Genomic DNA, 20,853 nt, shown 5'->3' with positions numbered 1-20,853 from the left:
TTTCGATCGAATGGTTGCGCCATTAGGGGTTTCGGCACGGGAAAAGATCGTCACGGAAGGGAGAACTCGGTAGCTTCTGCGCCTGTGGCCAGGGTGGCCGCGGTTGCGCCATCTGGGAGGACCCGAGCGATGACCATGCCCACCGAACCGATCGGCAGCATTCCCCGGCCCGGCTATCTCATCGAGGCGCTCGGTGAGCACGCGGCGGGGCGGCTCGACGCCGACGGACTCGGCGAATTGCGCGAAAAAGCCCTCGTGGACACCATCAAGCGCCTGGAGGAGACCGGTTCCCCGGTCATCACCGACGGGGAACAGGGCAAGCCGAGCTTCGCCACGTATCCCTTGGCGGGCCTCACTTCGCTGGCGCCGGACGGCGTCGTGATCCCGTTCGCCGACGGGCACACCCGGCAGCTTCCGAGGCTCACCGCCGGGCCGTTCCGTTATCAGGCCTACGCCGACACGTATCTGCGTGAGGCGAAAAAGTATGCGACCAAACCGGTGAAGCAGGCGGTGATCGCGGCTTCGGCGATCAGTCTCGTCTATCCCGGTGAGGAATTGTCGGGATATGACAAAGAACAGTTCATCGCCGACCTGGTGAACGAAGCGGAGGCCGATATCCGCCGCAGTCTCGACGCGGGCGCGGACAGCGTGCAGATCGACTTCACCGAGGGCAGGTTGTCGCTGAAGCTCGATCCGTCGGGCGGCCTGCTCCAGTCCTTTGTGGACCTGAACAACGCGGTGTTGGACCGGTTCTCGGACGAGGAGCGGAAGAAGATCGGCGTGCACACCTGCCCCGGTGGGGACCAGGACTCCGTGCACAGCCTCGACGTCGATTACGCCGGATTGCTGCCGACGCTGTTCCAGCTGAAGGTCGGCAACGTCTACGTCCAGCTCGCCAGTGAGGCGGATCCCGAACGGGCGTTGCGCGTGATCGCCGAGCACGCGGGGCCGGACCAGCGGGTCTTCGTCGGCGTGACCGACCCGATCGACCCGAGGGTCGAAACCGCCGAGGAGGTCCGGGACCGGGTTCTGCAGGCGGCGCGATACCTCCCGCCGGAGCGGCTGGGCACCTGTGACGACTGCGGGTTCTCCCCGTTCGCCGACGACACCTCGACGTCGCGGGACATCGCGTTCGCCAAGATCGCCGCCCGCGTCGAAGGGACGCGCCTCGCCGCCGAAGCGCTCTGACGCCGCGTGATGGGTGCCTTCGTCAGTTCTGGACCGCGACCCGGATGCCGAGTCCGACCAGGAAGGTGCCCATCACCGCGTCCATCATGCGCCGGACGCGGCCGGAGCTGAAGAACCGCCGCAGTGAACCGACCAGCGTCGCGAGGACGAACGTCCAGACGACGGCCACCGTGGTGGCGAGGACGGCGAGCTGCAGGGTCTGCGCGGTCGAGGCCGAATGCGGGAGGAACTGGGGGATGAGCGCGAGGAAGAACATCGCGACCTTCGGGTTGAGCAGGTTGGTGAGCAGCCCCTGCCGGAACGCCTCCTTGGGCGCGATGACCGGCGCGACCTTGTCCTTGAGTTCGCTGTAGTCGCCACGGCGTACCGCCAGCCAAGCCTTGACGCCGAGGAAGATCAGGTACGCGGCGCCGATCAGCTTCACCACGGTGAACGCGATCGCCGAAGCGGTGAGGATCGCCGCGACCCCGAGCGCGATCGCGACCACCCAGACGAAGACGCCGAGCGCGATGCCGAGTCCGGCGGAGATGCCGGCCTTGCGCCCGCCGAGGATCGCGCTGCGGGTCACCACCAGGAAATCCGGGCCCGGTGCCATCGCGCCGAGCAGGCAGATCAGGACGAACGAGAGTGCGGTGGCCCCGGAGATCATGGCTCGATGCTATCCGGCTCGTCGATGTCCCTGGCCATCACGGCGCCCGGCACGTCCACGCCGTCGGGCGTCGTCACCGTCACCCGTTCGACCTCGGTGAAGCCGAACGCGAGGTACAGCGGGACACCGGGCAGCGTCGCCGTGAGGGTGAGCGAGCTGAAGCCCTCGGCCTTCGCCGCGAGACGGCAGGACTCGAGGATCGCGCGCCCGAGCCCGCGCCGGGTCCAGTCGGCGCGGACGAACATGGCGCGCACCCGCGCCGGTTCGGTGGCCGGATCGAGGGGACGGTCGTCGTCCGCCGCGTCACCCGCGCCGGCGTGCGTTCGGTTGCGCCTGCTCCAACCCCCGCAGGCGACGATCTCGCCGTCGGCCTCGTGGACGAAGTAGGTGCCGTCTTCGATCAACCGCACATCGAGGCTCGCGATATGTTCGGCCGCGCTCAAGGTCTGCCGCTCGTCGTAGAACCGGGGGAACAACTCCAGCACCGAGGCCCGCATCAGCGCCGAGATGGCGGGCGCGTCGGCGAGGGTGGCCGCCCGCTGCGGTGGCGTGTACGTCGTCATCCCGCGGAAGATAGCCAACGAAGGCGTCGTCGCCTATCGGATAATCCCGTGATGATCACCGACGACGGACGTGAGCTGTGGACCTCGGCGACCGGCCGGGGCGAACCGATCCTGTGCTGTCACGGCGGTCCAGGCCTGTGGGACATGTTCGGCACCCTCGACCTCGGTCCGCGATTCCGGTTGATCCGATGGGATCAGCGCGGTGCCGGGCGTTCGGAAGCACGCGGCCCGTACACACTCGAACGGATGGTCGCCGACGTCGACGCCGTCCGCGAAGGGCATGGCCTCGACCGTGTTCCGGTGCTCGGGCATTCGTGGGGCGCCCACCTCGCTCTCCTGTACGCGCTCGCGCACCCGGAACGAGTGAGCGCGCTCGTTTACGTCTCGGGGGTCGGCCTCGGGCACGAATGGCACGCGGAGTTCCAGCGGAATTTCGAGCGGGTGCTGGGGGAGGAGCTCCGTGGGGAAGGCCGTGAACGCGCGGTACGGCAATGGGCCGCCGATTTCGTCACCGACGGCGAGCGCCACGCCGAAGCGATGGCGACGCCATGGTTCCCGGTCAACTACGAGGCGAACGCGGCGCTGACCGAGGAGATGCGGACGGTGCCGGAGGCGGAACTCGTCGCGGCCTGCCGGTCGCTGCGGGTGCCGACGCTGATCGTGGACGGGATGGCGGACAACCGGCCCCGGTGGGCCGTCGACTCGCTGGAGCAGGCGCTGCCTTCGGTGACCCGGGTGCGGTTCGACGGGGTCGGGCACGTTCCTTGGCTTGAGGCGCCTGGCGAGTTCCGGGCCGCCGTGACCGATTTCCTTGCAGGCCTCGTGAGTGGTAAGGGCGGTTAGAACCGTCCTTACCACTCACGAGACGCGGGCAATTCCCGTCCTGGTCAGGCCTTGGTGATCGGCTGCTGCAGTTCGGTGACCCACTGGTCCCCGTCGTCCGGGCACTCGAGGTAGAACTCCCGCGCCGGGCCGTTCGCGCGGTAGCCGTGCGCGTCGACCCATTTCGCCAGTGCCTGGTAGCTGGAAAGCACGGTCTCCATCGAGCCGCGGTGCAGGATCGTCGCCGCGGTTTCGACTGCGGCGAGGCGGACGGTCGAGAATCCTTCGGTGCCGTCGGTTTCGGCCGAGATCGGGACGGCGGCGTGGATCAGCACCCGCTCGCCGTCGGCGTCGTCTTCGTAGTAGGCGATGAGCGGTCCGGACGGCGTGATCGGGCCGAGCGCGCCGAACAGGTCCTTGTAGAGCCCTTGCACGACAGGCCCGATCTCGTCGTTCACGTATCCGCCCGCCGTCCCGGTGAGCTCGGCGACGCGCACCGCGGGGAGGCTTTTGACGACGACGTCTTCGGAAGGCATGGTTCCCTCGCTTTCGATCGACCGGAGCCTCGCTTCGACGGCCTTGAGCCGCGCCTCGTCGGCCGCGATGGCCGCTTCGAGGTCGGCACGCCGCAGCCGCAGCATCCCGCGCAACTCGTCCACGCCGATCTCCGCGTCGAGGATCTCCTGCACCTGGCTGAGCGTGAAGCCGAGGTCCTTGAGCGCGATCACCCGGTTGAGCCGGGCCAGCTGGTCGCCGGTGTAGGACCGGTAGCCGCTGAACGGGTCGACGTGGGCGGGCCTCAGCAGCCCGATGGCGTCGTAGTGACGCAGCATCCGGACCGACACCCGGCCGTGCTTGGCGAAGTCTCCGATACTGAACATGGTCCTCCCACCAGACTGCCTGACACGGTGTCACAGTCAACGGTCACCGCACGAGCCGGAAGAACGAACGCACCTCCTCGGTGAACACGCCCGGCTGCTCGAACGCCCCGAAGTGGCCGCCCCGGTCCAGTTCGTTCCAGTACCGGATGTCGGTGAACCGGCGTTCGGCCCACCGGCGGGACGGACGCGGGATCTCGCGCGGGAAGACCGAACAGCCCGTCGGCACGGCGATCGTGTCCACAGTGGATTCGGAGAACCAGCCCGACACCTCGGCGAAACTCTCCCAGTACAGGCGGGCGGACGACGCGCCGGTGCCGGTCAGCCAGTACAGCGTGATGTCGTCGAGCATCGCGTCCCGGCTCAGCGCGTTCTCCGGATGGCCGTCGCAATCGGTCCACGCCTGGAACTTCTCGACGATCCACGCGCACAACGCCACTGGCGAGTCGGCCAGGGCGTAACCGATCGTCTGCGGCCTCGTCGCCTGCTGGATCGCGTAACCCGAACCGTCCGCCTTGGCGCCCTCGAGGTCGTCGAGCGATTTCCGTTCCGACTCCGTCAGGTCGTCGAACGTCGCCGGATCCGGCGCGGCCAGCGGCGGGGTGAGGTGGATTCCGGTCAGCCGCTCCGGCGCCTTCCGCCCCATGAGCGTGGTGATGCTGGTGCCCCAATCGCCGCCCTGGGCGCCGAAGCGATCGTAGCCCAGGCCGTCCATGAGGTGGATCCACGCGTCGGCGATGCGCTGGATCGACCAGCCGGCGCGGGCGGGTTTGTCGCTGAAGCCGTACCCGGGCAGCGACGGGACGACGACGTGGAAGGCGTCCGCCGCATCCCCGCCGTAGGCGACCGGATCGGTGAGCGGACCGAGCACGTCGAGGAACTCGAAGACCGAACCCGGCCAGCCATGGGTGAGGATCAGCGGCAGCGCGCCGGGATGCGGGGAGCGGACGTGCAGACAGTGGATGCCGAGTCCGTCGATCTCGGCTCGGAACTGGGGGAACGCGTTGAGCCTGGCCTCCGCGGCCCGCCAGTCGTACGTATCGGCCCAGTACGAGCACAGCTCGCGCAGGTACGCGGCGGGAACGCCTTGAGACCAGTCGTCGACGGTCTCGTCCTCGGGCCAGCGGGCGCGACGGAGCCGGTCGCGGAGGTCTTCGAGATCGGCCTCCGGGATCCGGGCTCGGAAGGGCGTGGTGTCCATGACGGCCGACGCTAACGAGGGGGTCCGACAGTTCGTGGACTTCCGGCGGGACGAGTAACCCCGGACGACCACCTGCCCGCTGCCGGTATACCGCCCGTTGACCTGGACAGGCCAGCGGGCTATTCTCGATATACGAAAGAAAGTTTCCGCAGAGCGAAATTGCAGAGGTTTCGATGGCTGATCTTGCCGGTTCGCGTCACGCGCTGCCCTACGTGCTGAACCTGTCGCTCGTCTTCACCGAGTTGCCGCTGCTCGACCGTGCGGAGGCGGCGCGCGCGGCGGGCTTCACCGCGGTCGAGTACTGGTGGCCGTTCGAGACGCCGGTGCCGGACGCCGCCGAGGTCGACGCGTTCGTGGCGTCGGTCGAGCGGGCGGGTGTCGCGGTGACCGGGCTGAACTTCTTTCCCGGCGACATGGCGGGTGGTGATCGTGGCCTGGTCACCTGGCCCGGTCGCGAGGACGAGTTCGCCCGCGGCATCGCCTCCGCGATCGACCTCGGCGAGCGGCTCGGCTGCCGCCGGTTCAACGCGCTCTACGGCAACCGGATCGACGGCGCGGATCCGGCCGCGCAGGACAAGCTCGGCTTGTCGAATCTGGCGCTCGCGTCGGACGCGGCCGCGCGGATCGGCGCGGAGATCGTCCTCGAGCCGTTGTCGGGGGCGGAGAAGTACCCGCTCAAGACCGCGGACGACGTACTGAAGGTGCTCGACGAACTCGGGCGGGACAACGTGAAGCTGCTGGCCGACCTCTACCACCTGGCGGTCAACGGTGACGACCTCGACACGGTCACGACCGTCCACACCGGACGGATCGGCCATGTGCAGATCGCCGATGCCCCAGGGCGCCACCAGCCGGGGACCGGAACGCTGGACATCGAGGGATACCTGGAAAAGCTGCAGACGGCGGGCTACCGCGGGCAGGTCGGCGTGGAGTACAAACCCGACGGCCCGAGTGCGGATTCGCTGTCGTGGCTGCCTTTCGAACGAAGGGGACTGGCATGACCAAGCTGGGATTCATCGGCCTGGGGATCATGGGCGGGCCGATGGCGGGACATCTCGTCGCCGCCGGCCACGAGGTGAGCGGATTCGACACGAACGCCGACGCGCTCGCGAGGCTGGAGGCCGCGGGCGGCCGGGCCGCGAACGGGGTGACCGACGCCGTGGCGGACGCGGAAGTCGTCATCACCATGCTGCCGAACCACCCGCAGGTCGAGGCGGTCGTGCTGGCGGCGGGCGGGGTGCTGGAAGCGGCGAAACCGGGCACGCTGCTGATCGACATGAGCACCATTCGCCCGGAGACCTCCATCGAGGTGGCCGGGCGGGCCGGGGAACGCGAGATCCGGGTGCTCGACGCGCCCGTTTCCGGCGGCCAGGCCGGGGCCGAGCAGGCGTCACTGTCCATTATGGTCGGTGGTGAGGCCGACGACTTCGCCGCCGGGCTCACGATCCTGGAGGCGGTCGGCAAGACGATCGTGCACGTCGGGCCGCACGGCGCCGGCCAGGTCGTCAAAGCCGCGAACCAGCTGGTCGTCGGCGGTACGTACGCGCTGATCGCCGAAGCCATCGTGCTGCTCGAAGCCTCGGGTGTGGACGCCGGTGTCGGCCTGGACGTCCTCGCGGGGGGCCTGGCGGGCAGTCGGATCCTCGAACTGAAGCGGAAGTCCATGGTGGCGCGGGAATTCGCGCCGGGCTTCCGGATCGATCTGCACCACAAGGACATGGGCATCGCGCTCGCCGCCGCCAGGCAGGCCGACGTCGCGCTGCCGCTCACCGGGCTGGTCGCCCAGCTCGTCGCCGCCGGACGGGCGATGGGCCACGGCTCGCTCGATCACTCCGCCCTGCTGAAGGTCGTCGAATCGCTGTCCGGCGCGGAAAACAAGGAGTGAGGAATGCGCAGAATCCCCGCCATGCAGGCCGTCGTCGACGTCCTGGTCAGTGAGGGCGTCGACACCGCTTTCGGGTGCCCGGGCGCCGCGATCCTCCCGCTGTACCACGCGATGCAGGACAGCGGCATCGAGCATCTGATCGTGCGCCACGAGGAGGGCGCGACCCATATGGCCGACGGCTGGGCGAGGACCACCGGCAACGTCGGCGTCGCGATCGGCACCTCCGGGCCCGCCGGGACGAACATGATCACCGGCCTCTACACCGCGCAGGCCGACTCGATCCCGATCCTGTGCATCACCGGGCAGGCCGACTCGCGGAAGCTGCACACCGAGGCGTTCCAGGCCGTCGACATCGTCGAGATCGCCAAGCCGGTGACCAAATGGGCGGTGCAGGTCAAGGAGGCCGCCCAGCTGCCGTGGGTGTTCCGGGAGGCGTTCCGCATCGCGCGGTCCGGCCGTCCCGGCCCGGTGCTGATCGACCTGCCGATCGACGTCCAGCGGCAGGAGATCGAATGGGACTCCAGTATCGACTCGCCGCTCCCTGTCATCAGGGCGACGCCGTCCCCGGCCAGGGTCGAGCGGGCGCTGGACCTGCTCCTGGCCGCCGAGCGGCCGCTGATCCTCGCGGGCGGCGGCGTCGTGCTCGGCGACGCGAGCGACCGGCTGCGGACCGCGGCGGAACTACTCGGCGTCCCGGTCGGCGTGACGTTGATGGGCAAGGGGAGTTTCCCCGAGGACCACGAACTGTTCGCCGGCATGGCGGGTATCCAGACCTCGCAGCGCTGGGCGAACGCGGCCTTCCTCGAGGCGGATCTGGTGCTGGCGCTCGGTGCGCGGTTCGGTGACCGGCACACCGGTGACCTCGACGTCTACCGGGGGAACCGGAAGTTCATCCACGTCGACATCGAGCCGACCCAGCTGGGCAAGGTGTTCGGACCGGACCTCGGCATCGTGTCGGATACGGGTGCCTTCCTGGACGCGCTGATCGAGGCGGCGTCGAAGCGTTCCCCGGCGCGGGATCGCGCGTGGCCGCGGCGCATCGGCGAACTCAGGCAGAGCCTGCCGCGGCGCGAGGACTTCGAGGACACGCCGATCAAGGCGCCCCGGGTGTTCAAGGAGATCAACGAGTTCTACGGCGAGGACGCCTACTTCGTCACCGCGATCGGGCTCTACCAGATCTGGTCAGGGCAGTTCCAGCGCGCGCACAAGCCGCGGCACTACCAGGTGTGCGGCCAGGCGGGCCCGCTCGGCTGGGAGATCCCGGCGGCGATCGGTGTCAAGAAGGCGAAACCGGAGGCCGAGGTCGTCGGCGTCGTCGGGGACTACTCGTTCCAGTTCCTGGTCGAGGAGCTGGCGGTGGCCGCGCAGTACGACGTCGGGTTCGTGCTGATCATGCTGAACAACGAGTACCTCGGGCTCATCCGGCAGGCCGAAACCGGCTACGAGATGAACTTCGAGGTCGACATCCACTACGACAAGATCGGCACGGACAACGTGAAGGTCATGGAGGCCTACGGCTGCTCCAGCACCCGCGTCACCGAGCCGGGCGAGATCCGGGCTTCGCTGGAGTGGGCGCGCAAGGAGGCCGAGCGGACGTCGCGGCCGGTGCTGGTGGAGATCATGATCGAACGCGAAGGGAACGCCGCGATGGGCAAGGCGCTCGACAGCGTCGTCGAGTTCGAGCCGATCGCGGGCTGAACGACGGTGTCCCGGTGGCGCGTCCGCCGGGACACCGTCGTGCGGTCAGGCCTTGCCCTGGTCGTTGCTCAGCCACTTCTCCGGCCGGACACGGACCAGTACGGAGTTGTCGCTGAGCGCGCCGTCGACGTACTTCGTGCCCTCGTCCTCCGGCAGGTAGCGCTGCGCGATCTTCAGCGCCTGCTCCCTGGTCGGCGGCGCGTCGTTCGCGATGACCGGACCCTCGGCCGTCACGTACTTGTACGGCAGCGTCTCCGACTGCGCGACCAGGCTCAGCCTGCCCGCCTTCTTGATCGCCTTGTCCTTGACCGAACCGCCGTCCATCCAGATCAGCAGTTCGCCGCCGGGCTCGTAGTCGTACCAGACCGGCACGGCCAGCGGGGCCCGTCCTTCCCGCTCCACGGCCAGGACCCCGATGTGGACCTCGCTCAGAAAGGCTTCGCGTTCCTCGGCGGTCATAACGAAAGACGACATCCGTGTCTCGCTTCTCTCGTAGGTGGGCTACGAGAAGCGACAACGCGGTCCGACTTCAGGGCATTCCGGGCTACGGAGCCGGGCGATCGCCGAGTCCGTGAAGGCCTCCTTGAGGGACTCTGGGTCCCTCAAGGAGGCCTTCACGGACCGGGCCTGGCATCAAGCCGCAGTCGGAAGCCGCGTCACGGGGTCGGGGAAGTGCTGCTGGTCGGGGACGTCTCGCCGGTGTTCCCCGCCGGGGTCGAGGACGGCGCCGCGGAGGACGTGCTGGACGGCGGAGGCGTCGTCGAGGACGGAGGGGTGCTCGAAGGCGGTGTGGAGGAAGGCGGAGTCGACGAGGGAGGCGTCGACGAAGGCGGCGTGCTGGTGGGCTTCGACGGCGAAGAGCTGCTCGGCGGTGTGCTGCTGCTCGGCGGGACGGACGTGCCGGGCAACGGGGTCGGCCCCGGTGTGGTCGTGCCGGGCGGGGGAGTGCCGGGCAGGGTCGGCACCGGGACCTGGCCGTCGGGCGTACCGGCGGCGACGTCCTGGGAGTCCGGCGCGCCGACGGGGACCTGGCTGTCCGGCATCGTCGCGACACCACCGCGGTAGGCGACCGCCCAGCGGATCACGGTGTCCACATAGGACAGCGAGTGGTTGTAGCGGTACACGGCCACGCGCTGGGTCTGCTCGGACGTCAGGTCGACCCCGCCGGAGCAGAGGTAGCGGCCAGAGCCCAGCGTTGCGTCGTAGATGTTGTTCGGGTTCGACTCGCCGTCGCCGTTGCCGTCGGAGGCGTAGCCCTTCCACGTGGACGGGATGAACTGAGTCGGGCCGACGGCGCGGTCCCAGACCGTGTCACCGTCGTACTTGCCGCCGTCGGTGTCCGGGATGGCCGCGAACGGCCCGGCGCCGTTGAGCTGCGGGCCGAGGATCGGCTCCAGCGTGTTGCCCTTGGCGTCCACGTAACCACCGCGCGCGTGGTTCGATTCGATCCGGCCGATGCTGGCGATCAGCGCCCAGTCGATGTGGCAGCCGGGCAGTTCCTTCGCGAGGATGTCGGCGGCGTTCTTGTACGCCTTCATCATGCTGGCGGGGATGCCGAGCGCGCCCGACGGCGCGAACGCGCCGCCGATGTTGCCGGAATGCCCGGGGACGGTCAGCGGATCCGGGGTGGGCGGCTCGGGGAGGCTGCCGTCGACGGCGATCTCCGGGACCGTGCCCGCCGGCGGCTGCCAGGCCGCGGCCTGGTTCTGTGGCACGGGCGGCTTCGGTGCGGCGATCGGGGCGTCGGGGCCCGCGGACGCGGTGACCGCGGGCAGCACGGCGAGCGCGCCGCCGGCGAGCGCGAAGGCCGTCCGGTGCCGGGCGGACAACTTGTCCGTCTGTCGAGGGCGGTGCTTCGGCATGTTCTCTCCCGCAAGGTCGACTCCGCGCAAAACTATCCGATAGAGCCGGTTTTCGGGGACGACGCAACGAAAAACCCGCGATCCTGTCGAGTTTTCGTCCTGGCGGCACAAGACCTTCGTAGTGAAGTTGTCAATTTCACGCTGAGTTCACCGAATCGTCAGCAGAATCCGCGGCCGCCGCGTGGAGTGGTCTGAACCGCGTGCAAAAAGACCTTTGCACAATCTCCTTTGCACGGCTACCTTGGTGTCATGACCGGTCCGCCGCCACCCGAAGAGATCGCCGACGCCGCCGTGCTGAAGGCGGTGATGCACCCGTTGCGCCGCCGCATCATGGAGGCGTTGGGCCGCGGCCCCGCGACGGCGACGAAGCTGGCCAAGGAGCTGGGGGAGAGTTCGGGCGCGACCAGCTATCACCTGCGGGAACTGGCGAAATACGACTTCGTCGACGAGGCGCCGGAGCTCGCGCACGGCAAGGAGCGCTGGTGGCGCGCCCGCCAGCGCGACATCCGCTGGCCGCGGCACAGCGAGCAGAACGACGAGATGCGCGCCGTGTTCGACGAGGCGCAGCGGGCGGCGTTCACCGAAGACCTCGAACAGCTGGCGACCTTCCTCGAGCGTCGCGGTGAGCTGGGCGAATGGGGTGACGCGCTGGTGTTCTCGCGCGGCTCGGTCTACGTGAACCTCGAAGAGCTCAAGGAGTTCTTCGACGAATACCTGGAGCTCTTACGCCGCTATTGGCGGCCGGAGCCGGGCCCGGACGCGCGGAAGGTGCTCGTGCGCTGGACGGCGTTCCCGGACGCGGACGGGGAGGTGCAGGAAGGGAACTGAAAAACCGGTGGGAGAGCGGCCACTCGACCACCGGCATCGCGTCACCACGCCGGACGGCGTGTCTTCACGAACAACTCCACACACAAAGGGGGAGCAGCATGCTGCTCTGGAAGAGAATCGCGGTCGTCTGCGCCGCGGCGAGCCTGCTCGCGGCGGGGACCGCGGCGGCCGCGCAACCGCCGGACGGGCGATCCCGGTCGGACGCCACCATCCGCTACACCGAATACGGCATCCCGCATATCGTCGCGAACGACTGGGCGAGCCTGGGCTTCGGGCAGGGATTCGCCGCGGCCAAGGACAACATCTGCGCGATCGCGGACGTCGCGGTCACGACGCGGGCCGAGCGTTCCCGCTGGCTGGGGCCGGACGCGCCGCCGACGAGCGGGGTGAGCCAGGCGAGCACGAACCTCGCGAGCGACCTGTACTTCCAAGGTCTCAACGAGAGCGGCGCCGTCGAGCGGCTCCTGTCGGCGCCCGCGCCGCGCGGGCCGTACCGCGAGGTCCGCGAACTGATCCGCGGTTACGTCGAGGGGGTCAACAAGTACCTGCGCACCGGCGAGATCACCGATCCGGCCTGCCGGGGCGCGGGCTGGCTGAAGCCGATCACCGAACTCGACGTCCACCGGCACGCCCACGCGATCGGCATGATCTTCGGCCAGGGCGGCGTCGCCGACTCGATCACCGCGTCGCTGCCGGGGGCCCCGCCCGCGGGACGCGGTACCGAACAGATGCTCGGGGAGACCGGAATCGGCAGCAACGCGATCTCGATCGGCTCCTCCGCGTCGGCGAACGGACGCGGTGTCTCGCTGGCCAACCCGCATCTGCCGTGGCAGCTGAGCGGGACCAGGCTTTGGCAGTCGCAGGTGACGTTGCCGGGCAAGCTCGACGTCAGCGGCGCCGGCATCCCTGGCATCCCGCTGATGTGGCTGGGGCACAACGAAACCGCGGCCTGGAGCGGCACCGCCACTGACACCACGCGCACGTACACGCTGTTCGAGCTGAAGCTCGTGCCCGGCTCGCCGACGACGTACCTGGTCGACGGGAAGCCCGAGCGGATGCGCCGTTCCGACGTGAGTGTGCTGTCGCGTAAGGCGGACGGCAGCCTGGAAAGGGTCGTGCGTCCACAGTGGACGACGAGGTACGGCCCGGTGACGACCCGACTCGGGCAGCGCGAACTGCCGTGGACGGCGTCGAGCGCGTTCGCCATCGCGGACGCCAACGCCACGAACCTCGGCATGACGAACGCGATGTTCTCGATCGCCCGCGCCAGGACGGCGGGGGAGATGATCGGCGCGGTCCGCGAGACCCAAGGGCTGCCGTGGATGAACATCCTCGCCACCGACGACCGGGGCCGGGTGGAGTTCAGCCAGATCCACGGGGTTCCGCACGTCACCGACGAGAAGGCCGCGCGCTGCAACACACCGCTGGGCAAGGAACTGTTCGACGCCAACGGGGTCGCGGTGCTCGACGGTTCCAAGACGGCGTGCGCCTGGGGCCGGGACCGGGACGCGCTGCGGCCGGGTACTTTCGGGCCGTCCAGCCTGCCGAGCTTGAGCCGGTCGGACTACCTGGCGAACTCGAACGACAGCTCTTGGCTGGTCAACCCCGCCGAGCCGAAGACCGGTTACCCCAGGATCGTGGGCCCGGTCCGTTACGAGCAGAACATGCGGACGCGCGCCGGTCTCGTCGAGATCGCCGACCAGCTGAAGAAGGGCGGCTTCACAGGGCAAGCGATGCGGGATCTGATGTTCTCGAACCGGGACCACGCCGCCGAACTCGTGCGCGCCGACGTCGTCGCGATGTGCCGCACGATGCCGGGACTGGACGACGCCTGCGCGGCGCTGGCGGGCTGGGACGGTCGTTCGGACGCCGGCAGCCGGGGCGCGTTGCTCTTCGACCGGTTCTGGGCCGCGGTGGACCGGATGGGGCCGGAGATCTGGAAGAACCCGTTCGACGTCAAGGATCCGGTCCACACGCCGAACACGCTCGACACGGGGAACGCGGCGATCCGCAAGGCGCTCTCCGACGCCGTTTCGGAACTGCGGGCGGCGAAGATCCCGCTCGACGCGCCGTACGGTGACAACCACTACGTCGTCCGCGACGGCCGGAAGATCCCGCTGGGCGGCGGAACCGCGGGGCGCGGGGTCTACAACACCGTCGGCGGGCCTTGGGATCCGGCCCGTGGGTACACCGAGTTCACGCACGGCGGGACGTATCTGCACGTCGTGGCGTTCAACGGGACCGGATGCCCGGACACGACGACGCTGATGACCTACTCGCAGTCCGCGAACCCGAAGTCGGCGCATCACAGCGACCAGACGGAGCTGTACTCGCGCATGCAGTGGGTCACCGAACGGTACTGCGAGAAGGACATCCTCGCGTCGCCGTCGCTCGAGGTGATCCGGGTGAGCAGGCGATGATCGCGGCCATGCTCGCGGCCGTCGTGGCGGTCTCGTCACCGCTGCCCGCGGCGGCTCCGGACGGTGAAGTCTCGTTCACCAGCCACGGGGTCACCCTGAGGGGAACGGTGGTCGCGCCGGAGGGCGGCGGGCCGGCGCCGGGCATCGTCATGGTGCACGGGTCGGGCGAACACGACCGGGACGATTACCGTGCCGAGGCGGAAGCCTTCGCCAAGGCGGGGATCGCGACCCTGATCTACGACAAGCGGACCGAGGGCTATTCGCTGTTCGAGCGGGACTACTCGGTCTTGGCCGACGACGCGCTCGCCGCCGTGCAGGCGCTGCGCTCGCGTCCCGGCGTGGATCCGTCCCGCGTCGGGGTGTGGGGCTTGAGCGAAGGGGGCTGGGTCGCGCCCTTGGCCGCGTCGAAGTCGAAGGATGTCGCGTTCGCGGTCACCGTCGGCGCCAACGGGGTCTCGCCCGATCGTCAGCAGGCGTGGGCGCTCGAGACCTATCTACGGCGGGGCGGGGTCACCGGCTCGATGGTGGACATGGTGGCTTCGACGAACATGCGGACCCTCGCGGGTGCGGGCGCGTTTCCGGAGGCCGGGTACGACCCGGTGCCGGTGCTGGAGAAGGTGCGGCAGCCGGTGCTCGGCCTGTGGGGTGAACTGGACCGGCTCACCCCGCCCGGCGAGGCCGTCCGGATCTTCCGGGAAACGCTGGACCGGTCGGGGAACCGGCAGTACACGCTGAAGGTGTTCCCCCAGGCCCAGCACGGGCTCCGGCGGACCACCGACGGTTTCGACAAGCTCGACGGCTTCGCGCCCGGTTACCTCGAACTCGTGGCGAACTGGGTGAACGGGACGAAGGACGGGCCGTCGGCCGACCCGCCTCCGGTCCAGGCGAGCCAGAGCGTCGCCCTCGCACCGCTCGCCTGGTACGAGGCGCCGTGGGTGCAGATCGGGGTCTGGGCGCTGGCTTTGCTCGCGTTCGCGGCCTATCCGGTCACGGCGTTGTTCCGCCGCACGCAAAGCGTTCCGCTCGCCGGGCCCGCACGCTGGCTCGCGTCGACCGGGACGCTCGCCACGGCGGGGTTCCTCGCCTATTACATCGCCCTGTCGACGGGGGCGGCGATGGCGCCGGGTCCGGTCCTTTTCGGACGGACGTTGCCCTGGCTCGCGTTGCAGCTGATCGCGGTCGGTGTCGTCGCCGCCGGTGCGGTGACCGCGGTTTCGTGGTGGCGCGGCAAGGAACGCGGGGGAGTCCGGGTCGGCCTGCTGCTGGCGGGCGCGGCGTTGTTCGTCCCGTGGGCCGTCCACTGGGGACTGTTGGTGCCGTGAAATGAGCCTGGGTGCCGGGCGGCCACCCGGCACCCAGGCGTACGGAAGCCGCGTCACCACGCCCGAGGGCGTGTCTTCACGAACGGACCTCCGGGTCAGAAGATACTCAGGACTTCGGGGTGACGGCGAACCGGCGCAGCTCCAGTGCCGGGTTCTTGGCGCGTACCTCGGAGATCCGCTCGGCCGAGACCTCGCCGGTCGCCGTCCCCGTGCGTTCGCCGAGCGAGGCGACGACCACGCCCATCGGGTCGACGATCATGCTGTGCCCCGAACCGGCGGGCGCGGCCTGCCCGGACGCGACGAGGTAGATCGTGTTCTCGATCGCCCTGGCCCGGACCAGCGTGGTCCAGTGGTCCTCCTTGAGCGGTCCGGGCATCCACTCGGCGGGCAGGAGCACCGCGTCCGCGCCGGCGTCGACCAGGCGGCGGGTGACTTCCGGGAACCTGAGGTCGTAGCAGGTCTGGAGACCGAAGCTGATCCCGTCGACCTCGAACGTCTCCGGCGCTTCGATGTCGCCGGGCCGGACCAGCTCCGATTCGCGGAAACCGAAGGCGTCGTACAGGTGCAGCTTGCGGTAGAGCGCGGCGATGGCCCCGTCGGGACCGGCCGCGACGAGGGTGTTCGAGATCCGCTCGCCGCCGGGGAGCGCTTCGTTGATACCCGCGACGACGGTGATCTGCCGGTCCTTCGCCAGCCCGCGCAGTTCGGTGACGAACGGGCCGTCGAGTTCCTCGGCCGAGGTCACGAATTCCCGGCTCATCGTCGGTACGGTGAACAACGAGTACTCGGGCAGCACGACCACTCGCGCCCCGCGATCGGCCGCTTCGCCGACGAGGGCGGCGACGCGGGCGAGGTTGGCCTCTTTGTCGTTGCCGGGCGCGAACTGCGCCACCGCGACGTGCACCATGGGACCCCTTCCGATAGGTGGAACTCTTGTATACATGATGGATACTTGACTGGTCCAGGTGTAGGCTCAGTCGCGGAAAGTGACGGCATAGAGGGGGAACGAGATGACTGTGACCGCCGAAGGGGGCGGCCCGGCGCGTGAGCGGGTCTACACGTGGCTACGCGACGGAATCATCTCGGGTGAGCTGGAAGGCGGCCGCTTCCTCGACGAGATGTGGGTTTCCGGTGTCGTCGGCGTGTCGAGGACACCGGTGCGCGAGGCGTTCCACCGGCTGGCCGCGGAGCGGTTCATCAGCCTGTTGCCGCGCAAGGGCGCGCAGGTGCGCACCGTCACCGCCAGGGAGCTCGAAGAGGTCTACCAGAGCAGGCGCCTGATCGAAGGGCACGCCATCGCGACGCTCTGCGCGAACCGCGCGGGGGCGCCGGCCGAACTGCCGGAACTCATCGAGGCGATGGCGAACTCCGGCGCCGAACGCGACTGGTTCGCCGTCTCGGGCTTCGACCGCCGCTTCCACCGCGCCATCGTGAACGCCGCGGGCAACACCGTCCTGACCGAGCTGTACGACACCCTGCGTTCGCGGCAACAACGCGTCACGGTCCGCGCGCTGGAGGCCCGGCCGGAACGGCTGACCGTGATCAACGAGGAACACCGGGCGCTCGTCGCCGCCCTGAACGACCACGATGCCAAGGAGGCGTCGCGGTTGCTGGAAGAGCATCTGCGCCCGGTGTCCGAAGTGATGTCGGTGCTGCCTCAGGAAGGCTGACCCGGCTGGTCGTGCGTCGAGCAGTGGATCCCGCCGCCGCCCGAGGCGATGGTCGGGATCTTCACCGGCACGATCTCGCGGCCGGGGAAGTGCTCGCGCAAGACCTGCTGGGCACGCTCGTCCGCCTCGGCGTCGCCGAACTTCGGCACGAAGACCGACTTGTTCGCGACGTAGAAGTTGGCGTACGAGATCACGCTGTCTTCGCCGTAGTCCTCGACCTTGGCTGGATCCGGCTGGACGAGGTCGACCACCTTGAAGGGTCTGCCGTCGGCGTCGGTGGCGCTCGCGAGTACCGACCTCGCCTGATCGGCCGCGCGGGACCACGAATCGGGCGGGGTGCCGGGCGCCGCCTTGTCCAGGAGGACGACGCCGGGCGCGGTGAACCGGGCCAGGCAATCGACGTGCGCGTCGGTGATGTCCTCGCCGCGTACACCGGCGAACCAGATGACCTTCCGGGCGCCGAGCAGTTTCTTGAGTTCGTCTTCGATCTCCTGGCGGGTCCTTCCCTTGTTGCGGTTGTCGTTGACGAGTGAGCTTTCGGTGACCATCAACGTGCCGGCCCCGTCGGTCTCGAACGAGCCGCCCTCGGCGGTGATCCAGGTTTCCGTGCGGGCCAGCCCGTATTTGCCCAGCACGGACCTCGCGACGGCGTTGTCCTTGTCGTGCGGCTTCTGTTTGCCGCCCCAGCCGTTGAAGTTGAAATCGACCCCGGCGACCTTGCCGCCCTCCTCGACGAACACCGGGACGGTGTCGCGTGCCCACAGGTCGTCGACCGGGATCGGGACGACCTCGACGGTGTCCCCGCAAGCCTGCTGAGCGGCGTCGGCGTGCTCGGGCCGGGCGAGGAGCACCACCGGTTCGTAGCCGGCGATCGCCTTGGCCAGACCGGCGATCTCCTCGCGGACGGCGGGCAGATCCTCCGCCCAGATGGACTTCGACGCGGGCCACGACAGGTAGGTGCGCGCGTGACTTTCCCATTCGGCGCCCAGCCTGCGAGCCGCCGCCGCGGCGGGCTCGGGCGAGCCTGCCGCCGGAGCGGGCGCGGCCGGGTTCTCCGAACATCCCGCGCTCCCGGCGGCGACCGCGCCGACCGCTGTCAGCGCGCGCAGGACCGTGCGGCGGGGAAGGGACGAAGCGAACACTCTGCACTCCTTGGTCGGACCGGTGTGGATACGATAGCATCCTGACTGAAAATTCAGTCAGGATGAAAACGCTAGGGTGATCACCCGTGGTCGAACGTCAGCAGAAGATCTTGGAAGCGGCCGTGCGGGTGATCGCGCGCAGCGGTGTGCGGGGCCTGCGGGTCGAGAAGATCGCAGCCGAGGCCGGGATCTCGACGTCGCTGATCTACTACCACTTCACCAACCGCGCCGGGCTGTTGCGCAAGACGCTGGAATTCGTCAGCGACCGCGCCGCGGCGTACACCGAAGAGGCCGCGGCCGAGGCGGCGGATCCCCGGGCCGAGCTCGAACTCCTGCTGTTCGGGGAACTTCAGGACACGCAGGCGGTGCGGGAGAACAGCACCGCCTGGGGCGAGCTGCGGGCCAGTGCCGTGTTCACCCCGGAGCTGCGCGAACCGCTGGCCGAGTCGACCCGGATCTGGGTGGACGAGGTCGCCGAAGTGATCCGGAGTGTCGACGGCGCCGGTGTCCGGGCCGAAGACGCCGCCGAACGGCTCACCGGCCTGGTCGAAGGGCTCAGCGAGCGGTGGCTTTCTGGTTCGATGGAGCTGGACCGGGCGCGGGAGCTCCTGCGGGGCGCGATCGCGCTGGAACTGGACAGGGCGGGGACCTGATGGGACTCGAGAAGATCGTCGGTGTCATGCGTGACAACCTCACCGTCCGGCGTGTCTACGGCGAACCGGTGGAGAAGGACGGCGTCGTGATCATCCCGGCCGCGAGTGTCATCGGCGGTGGCGGCGGCGGGCACGGCAGCGAGCAGGGCAAGGAAGGGGAGGGCGGCGGGTTCATCCTCGCCGCGCGTCCCGTCGGCGCCTACGTGGTCAAGGGCGGTGACGTGCGCTGGGTGCCTTCGGTGGACGTCACCTTCCTCGGCGCGGTGTTCGCGGTCATGGTCGCCGCGATCCACCGGTCATCCCGGCGAGGATCAGCTCGATCCCGGTGAGGAACTGCTCCCGGTCGTCGTGCTCGCGGACCTCGTCGGCGATGGACCGGAGGAAGGGGAACTCGGCGGGGTCGAGGTCTTCCCACGCGTTCGACGCGGCGCGAAGGAATTCGGCGCGGTCCACCCCGGGCCCGAGCACCCGGGAGTTCGCCGCGTTCTGGCCCGCGGCGCCGAAGACGTAGTGCACCAGCGCCGACGTCGCGGTGAACCAGGTGTCTTCGGGAATGCCCAGCGCGCTGACCCGCTGTCCGATGGCTTCGAAGATCCGTGGCGTCACCGAGCCCCGAGGGCTGCGGGAAAGCTGGAGGGCGAGTTGCGGGGAAAGCCAAGGATGGCGCTCGATCGCTTCGAACAGACTCAGGCTGATGGCCCGGATCTCGTCCTGGGGCGAGGGTCCGGCGTCGACGGTCAGGGCGGTGGCGACGACGGACGCGGTCGCGGCGTCGAGCAGGGCGCCTTTGTTCGGCACGTGCCAGTAGATCGCCCCGGGGCCGGTGGCGAGGCGCTCGGTCAACGTCCGGAAGGTGAGCCCGCGTTCGCCGTCCGCGTCGAGCAGTTCGACGGCCGCCTCGACGATGCGCTCGCGGGACAAAGCCTCCGCGCGGGTCCGTGGTGCCATGCCGTTCATCCTGGCAGAGCGCGGATCGGTGACTTTCGGGCTAGTTTCCCCGTATGGCGAAAAGCTCGGCGGTGGAGATCGAGGTCGGCGACCGGACGGTGCGCGTCTCGAACCCGGATCGTGTCTATTTCCCGGCACGGGGCGAGACGAAGCTCGACCTCGTCGAGTACTACCTCGCGGTCGGCGACGGGATCGTGCGGGCGCTGCGGGAACGGCCGTGCATGCTGCACCGGTTCCCGTCCGGGGTCTCGGGCGACAAGGTCCACCAGAAACGGGTCCCGAACGGTGCCCCCGACTGGCTGCAGACCGTCCGCGTCGACTTCCCGTCCGGCAGGCACGCCTATGAACTGTGCGTCACCCATCCCGCCGACGTGATCTGGGCGGTGCAGATGTCGACCGTGGAGTTCCATCCGTGGAACTCCCGCCGCGCCGACACCGAACGCCCCGACGAGTGGCGGATCGACCTCGACCCCATGCCCGACTGCCCGTTCTCCACCGTGCGGAAGGTCGCCGGCACCGTCCGCGAGATCCTGGACGAACTCGGCATCACCGGCTTCCCGAAGACCTCCGGCGGACACGGCATGCACGTCTACGTCCGGATCGAACCGCGGTGGGGTTTCCAGGAGGTGCGCCGGGCGGCGCTCGCCTTCGCGCACGAGGTCGAGCGGCGGATGCCCGATGAGGTCACCACGACCTGGTGGCGCAAGGACCGCGATCCGTCGAAGCTGTTCGTGGACTACAACCAGAACGCCCGCGACCACACCATCGCGAGCGCGTACTCGGTCCGCGGCGTGCCCGAAGCCGTCGTCTCGACCCCGATCCGCTGGGACGAGGTGGACGACGTCGAACCCCGCGACTTCACGATCGCCACCGTGCCCGCGCGTTTCGCCGAATTCGGCGACCTGCACGCGGGCATCGATGACACGGCGTACTCGCTCGACACCCTGCTCGAATGGGCCGATCGCGACGGCCTCGATACCGACGGCGAGTGACCCCCCTTCCCGCATTTAGAGGACTAAATACGGGAAGGGGTGGGCCTTGCCCGGTGGCGTTGCGAAAGCCGCTTTCGCAACGTTGAAGGTTGCGAAAGTGGCTTTCGCAACGCCAGCTGCTGCCGTCTCCGC

The 20,853-nt window shown here is 69.2% G+C and carries 21 protein-coding genes; 12 read left to right on the top strand and 9 right to left on the bottom strand.

The window, feature by feature from the left end:
* Window positions 1-129 precede the first annotated feature (129 nt).
* Window positions 130-1,188 (top strand): cobalamin-independent methionine synthase II family protein, encoded by a 1,059-nt coding sequence (locus tag DMC64_RS27400; RefSeq protein ID WP_125735869.1) that lies wholly within the window; start codon window positions 130-132, stop codon window positions 1,186-1,188.
* 22 nt (window positions 1,189-1,210) lie between these two features.
* Here DMC64_RS27400 and DMC64_RS27395 read toward each other — a convergent pair whose 3' ends face one another.
* Both DMC64_RS27395 and DMC64_RS27390 read right to left on the bottom strand, forming a co-directional pair.
* Entirely contained in the window at window positions 1,211-1,837 is a 627-nt protein-coding gene (locus tag DMC64_RS27395) for a LysE family translocator (protein WP_037338861.1), read from the bottom strand.
* On the bottom strand, window positions 1,834-2,400 hold the full coding sequence (locus tag DMC64_RS27390; RefSeq protein ID WP_125735868.1) for a GNAT family N-acetyltransferase: 567 nt from the start codon (window positions 2,398-2,400) through the stop codon (window positions 1,834-1,836). The genes DMC64_RS27395 and DMC64_RS27390 overlap by 4 nt, the downstream gene beginning before the upstream one ends.
* A 51-nt stretch (window positions 2,401-2,451) precedes the next feature.
* Here DMC64_RS27390 and DMC64_RS27385 point away from each other — a divergent pair, with 51 nt between their 5' ends.
* The gene (locus tag DMC64_RS27385; protein ID WP_125735867.1) at window positions 2,452-3,243 is read left to right on the top strand and encodes an alpha/beta fold hydrolase; all 792 of its coding nucleotides are present in this window, start codon (window positions 2,452-2,454) and stop codon (window positions 3,241-3,243) included.
* A 44-nt stretch (window positions 3,244-3,287) separates the two neighbouring features.
* On the opposite strand, the gene DMC64_RS27380 is transcribed toward DMC64_RS27385, so the two are convergent.
* Together DMC64_RS27380 and DMC64_RS27375 are read right to left on the bottom strand one after the other, a co-directional pair.
* Entirely contained in the window at window positions 3,288-4,103 is an 816-nt protein-coding gene (locus tag DMC64_RS27380; protein WP_125735866.1) for a MerR family transcriptional regulator, read from the bottom strand.
* A gap of 43 nt (window positions 4,104-4,146) precedes the next feature.
* A complete protein-coding gene (locus DMC64_RS27375) occupies window positions 4,147-5,301 on the bottom strand; it encodes an epoxide hydrolase family protein (protein WP_125735865.1) in 1,155 nt (384 codons plus the stop codon).
* Between the two features lie 173 nt (window positions 5,302-5,474).
* On the opposite strand from DMC64_RS27375, the gene DMC64_RS27370 reads away from it, so the two are divergent.
* Genes DMC64_RS27370 through gcl form a run of 3 tightly spaced genes read left to right on the top strand, consistent with a single transcriptional unit; the run spans window position 5,475 to window position 8,884 of the window.
* On the top strand, window positions 5,475-6,302 hold the full coding sequence (locus tag DMC64_RS27370) for a hydroxypyruvate isomerase family protein (RefSeq protein WP_125735864.1): 828 nt from the start codon (window positions 5,475-5,477) through the stop codon (window positions 6,300-6,302).
* Window positions 6,299-7,186 carry an NAD(P)-dependent oxidoreductase gene (locus tag DMC64_RS27365; RefSeq protein WP_125735863.1) on the top strand — a complete coding sequence of 296 codons (888 nt, stop codon included), beginning with the start codon at window positions 6,299-6,301 and terminating at the stop codon, window positions 7,184-7,186. The genes DMC64_RS27370 and DMC64_RS27365 overlap by 4 nt, the downstream gene beginning before the upstream one ends.
* Window positions 7,187-7,189: 3 nt before the next feature.
* On the top strand, window positions 7,190-8,884 hold the full coding sequence (gene gcl, locus DMC64_RS27360; protein WP_125735862.1) for a glyoxylate carboligase: 1,695 nt from the start codon (window positions 7,190-7,192) through the stop codon (window positions 8,882-8,884).
* Window positions 8,885-8,929: 45 nt separating this feature from the next.
* On the opposite strand, the gene DMC64_RS27355 is transcribed toward gcl, so the two are convergent.
* Window positions 8,930-9,358 (bottom strand): pyridoxamine 5'-phosphate oxidase family protein, encoded by a 429-nt coding sequence (locus DMC64_RS27355; protein WP_125735861.1) that lies wholly within the window; start codon window positions 9,356-9,358, stop codon window positions 8,930-8,932.
* 182 nt (window positions 9,359-9,540) lie between these two features.
* Window positions 9,541-10,746: a lytic transglycosylase domain-containing protein gene (locus DMC64_RS27350; protein ID WP_125735860.1), complete on the bottom strand. Its 1,206-nt coding sequence runs from the start codon at window positions 10,744-10,746 to the stop codon at window positions 9,541-9,543.
* A 249-nt stretch (window positions 10,747-10,995) separates the two neighbouring features.
* Here DMC64_RS27350 and DMC64_RS27345 point away from each other — a divergent pair, with 249 nt between their 5' ends.
* From DMC64_RS27345 to DMC64_RS27335, 3 genes are all read left to right on the top strand, one after another.
* A complete protein-coding gene (locus tag DMC64_RS27345; protein WP_073843646.1) occupies window positions 10,996-11,574 on the top strand; it encodes a helix-turn-helix transcriptional regulator in 579 nt (192 codons plus the stop codon).
* A 98-nt stretch (window positions 11,575-11,672) separates the two neighbouring features.
* Window positions 11,673-13,994 carry a penicillin acylase family protein gene (locus tag DMC64_RS27340; RefSeq protein WP_125735859.1) on the top strand — a complete coding sequence of 774 codons (2,322 nt, stop codon included), beginning with the start codon at window positions 11,673-11,675 and terminating at the stop codon, window positions 13,992-13,994.
* Entirely contained in the window at window positions 13,991-15,316 is a 1,326-nt protein-coding gene (locus DMC64_RS27335; protein ID WP_125735858.1) for a S9 family peptidase, read from the top strand. The genes DMC64_RS27340 and DMC64_RS27335 overlap by 4 nt, the downstream gene beginning before the upstream one ends.
* Before the next feature lie 106 nt (window positions 15,317-15,422).
* Here the strand turns inward: DMC64_RS27335 and DMC64_RS27330 are convergent, their stop codons facing one another.
* On the bottom strand, window positions 15,423-16,223 hold the full coding sequence (locus DMC64_RS27330) for a carbon-nitrogen hydrolase family protein (RefSeq protein WP_125735857.1): 801 nt from the start codon (window positions 16,221-16,223) through the stop codon (window positions 15,423-15,425).
* Window positions 16,224-16,326: 103 nt separating this feature from the next.
* Here DMC64_RS27330 and DMC64_RS27325 point away from each other — a divergent pair, with 103 nt between their 5' ends.
* Window positions 16,327-16,986, top strand: a complete 660-nt coding sequence (locus DMC64_RS27325; protein ID WP_198941635.1) for a GntR family transcriptional regulator — start codon at window positions 16,327-16,329, stop codon at window positions 16,984-16,986.
* Here DMC64_RS27325 and DMC64_RS27320 read toward each other — a convergent pair.
* Window positions 16,974-18,128, bottom strand: a complete 1,155-nt coding sequence (locus DMC64_RS27320; protein ID WP_125735856.1) for an agmatine/peptidylarginine deiminase — start codon at window positions 18,126-18,128, stop codon at window positions 16,974-16,976. The genes DMC64_RS27325 and DMC64_RS27320 overlap by 13 nt on opposite strands.
* Before the next feature lie 86 nt (window positions 18,129-18,214).
* Between DMC64_RS27320 and DMC64_RS27315 the strand changes: the two genes are divergently transcribed.
* Both DMC64_RS27315 and DMC64_RS27310 read left to right on the top strand, forming a co-directional pair.
* A complete protein-coding gene (locus DMC64_RS27315; protein ID WP_125735855.1) occupies window positions 18,215-18,781 on the top strand; it encodes a TetR/AcrR family transcriptional regulator in 567 nt (188 codons plus the stop codon).
* The gene (locus tag DMC64_RS27310; RefSeq protein ID WP_037338814.1) at window positions 18,781-19,110 is read left to right on the top strand and encodes a sporulation protein; all 330 of its coding nucleotides are present in this window, start codon (window positions 18,781-18,783) and stop codon (window positions 19,108-19,110) included. Before DMC64_RS27315 ends, DMC64_RS27310 begins: the two co-directional genes overlap by 1 nt.
* On the opposite strand, the gene DMC64_RS27305 is transcribed toward DMC64_RS27310, so the two are convergent.
* Window positions 19,055-19,729, bottom strand: coding sequence for a TetR/AcrR family transcriptional regulator (locus DMC64_RS27305; protein WP_125735854.1), 675 nt, complete (start codon window positions 19,727-19,729; stop codon window positions 19,055-19,057). The two genes, DMC64_RS27310 and DMC64_RS27305, sit on opposite strands and share 56 nt — an antisense overlap.
* 53 nt (window positions 19,730-19,782) lie before the next feature.
* On the opposite strand from DMC64_RS27305, the gene ligD reads away from it, so the two are divergent.
* Window positions 19,783-20,721: a non-homologous end-joining DNA ligase gene (gene ligD, locus DMC64_RS27300; protein WP_199755112.1), complete on the top strand. Its 939-nt coding sequence runs from the start codon at window positions 19,783-19,785 to the stop codon at window positions 20,719-20,721.
* Window positions 20,722-20,853 lie beyond the last annotated feature (132 nt).

The organism is Amycolatopsis sp. WAC 04197, assembly GCF_003947475.1.
GTDB classification, from domain to species: Bacteria; Actinomycetota; Actinomycetes; order Mycobacteriales; family Pseudonocardiaceae; genus Amycolatopsis; species Amycolatopsis japonica.
The sequence above is the reverse complement of the archived record's forward strand: the minus strand, read 5'-3'. Positions and strand labels throughout refer to the sequence as shown.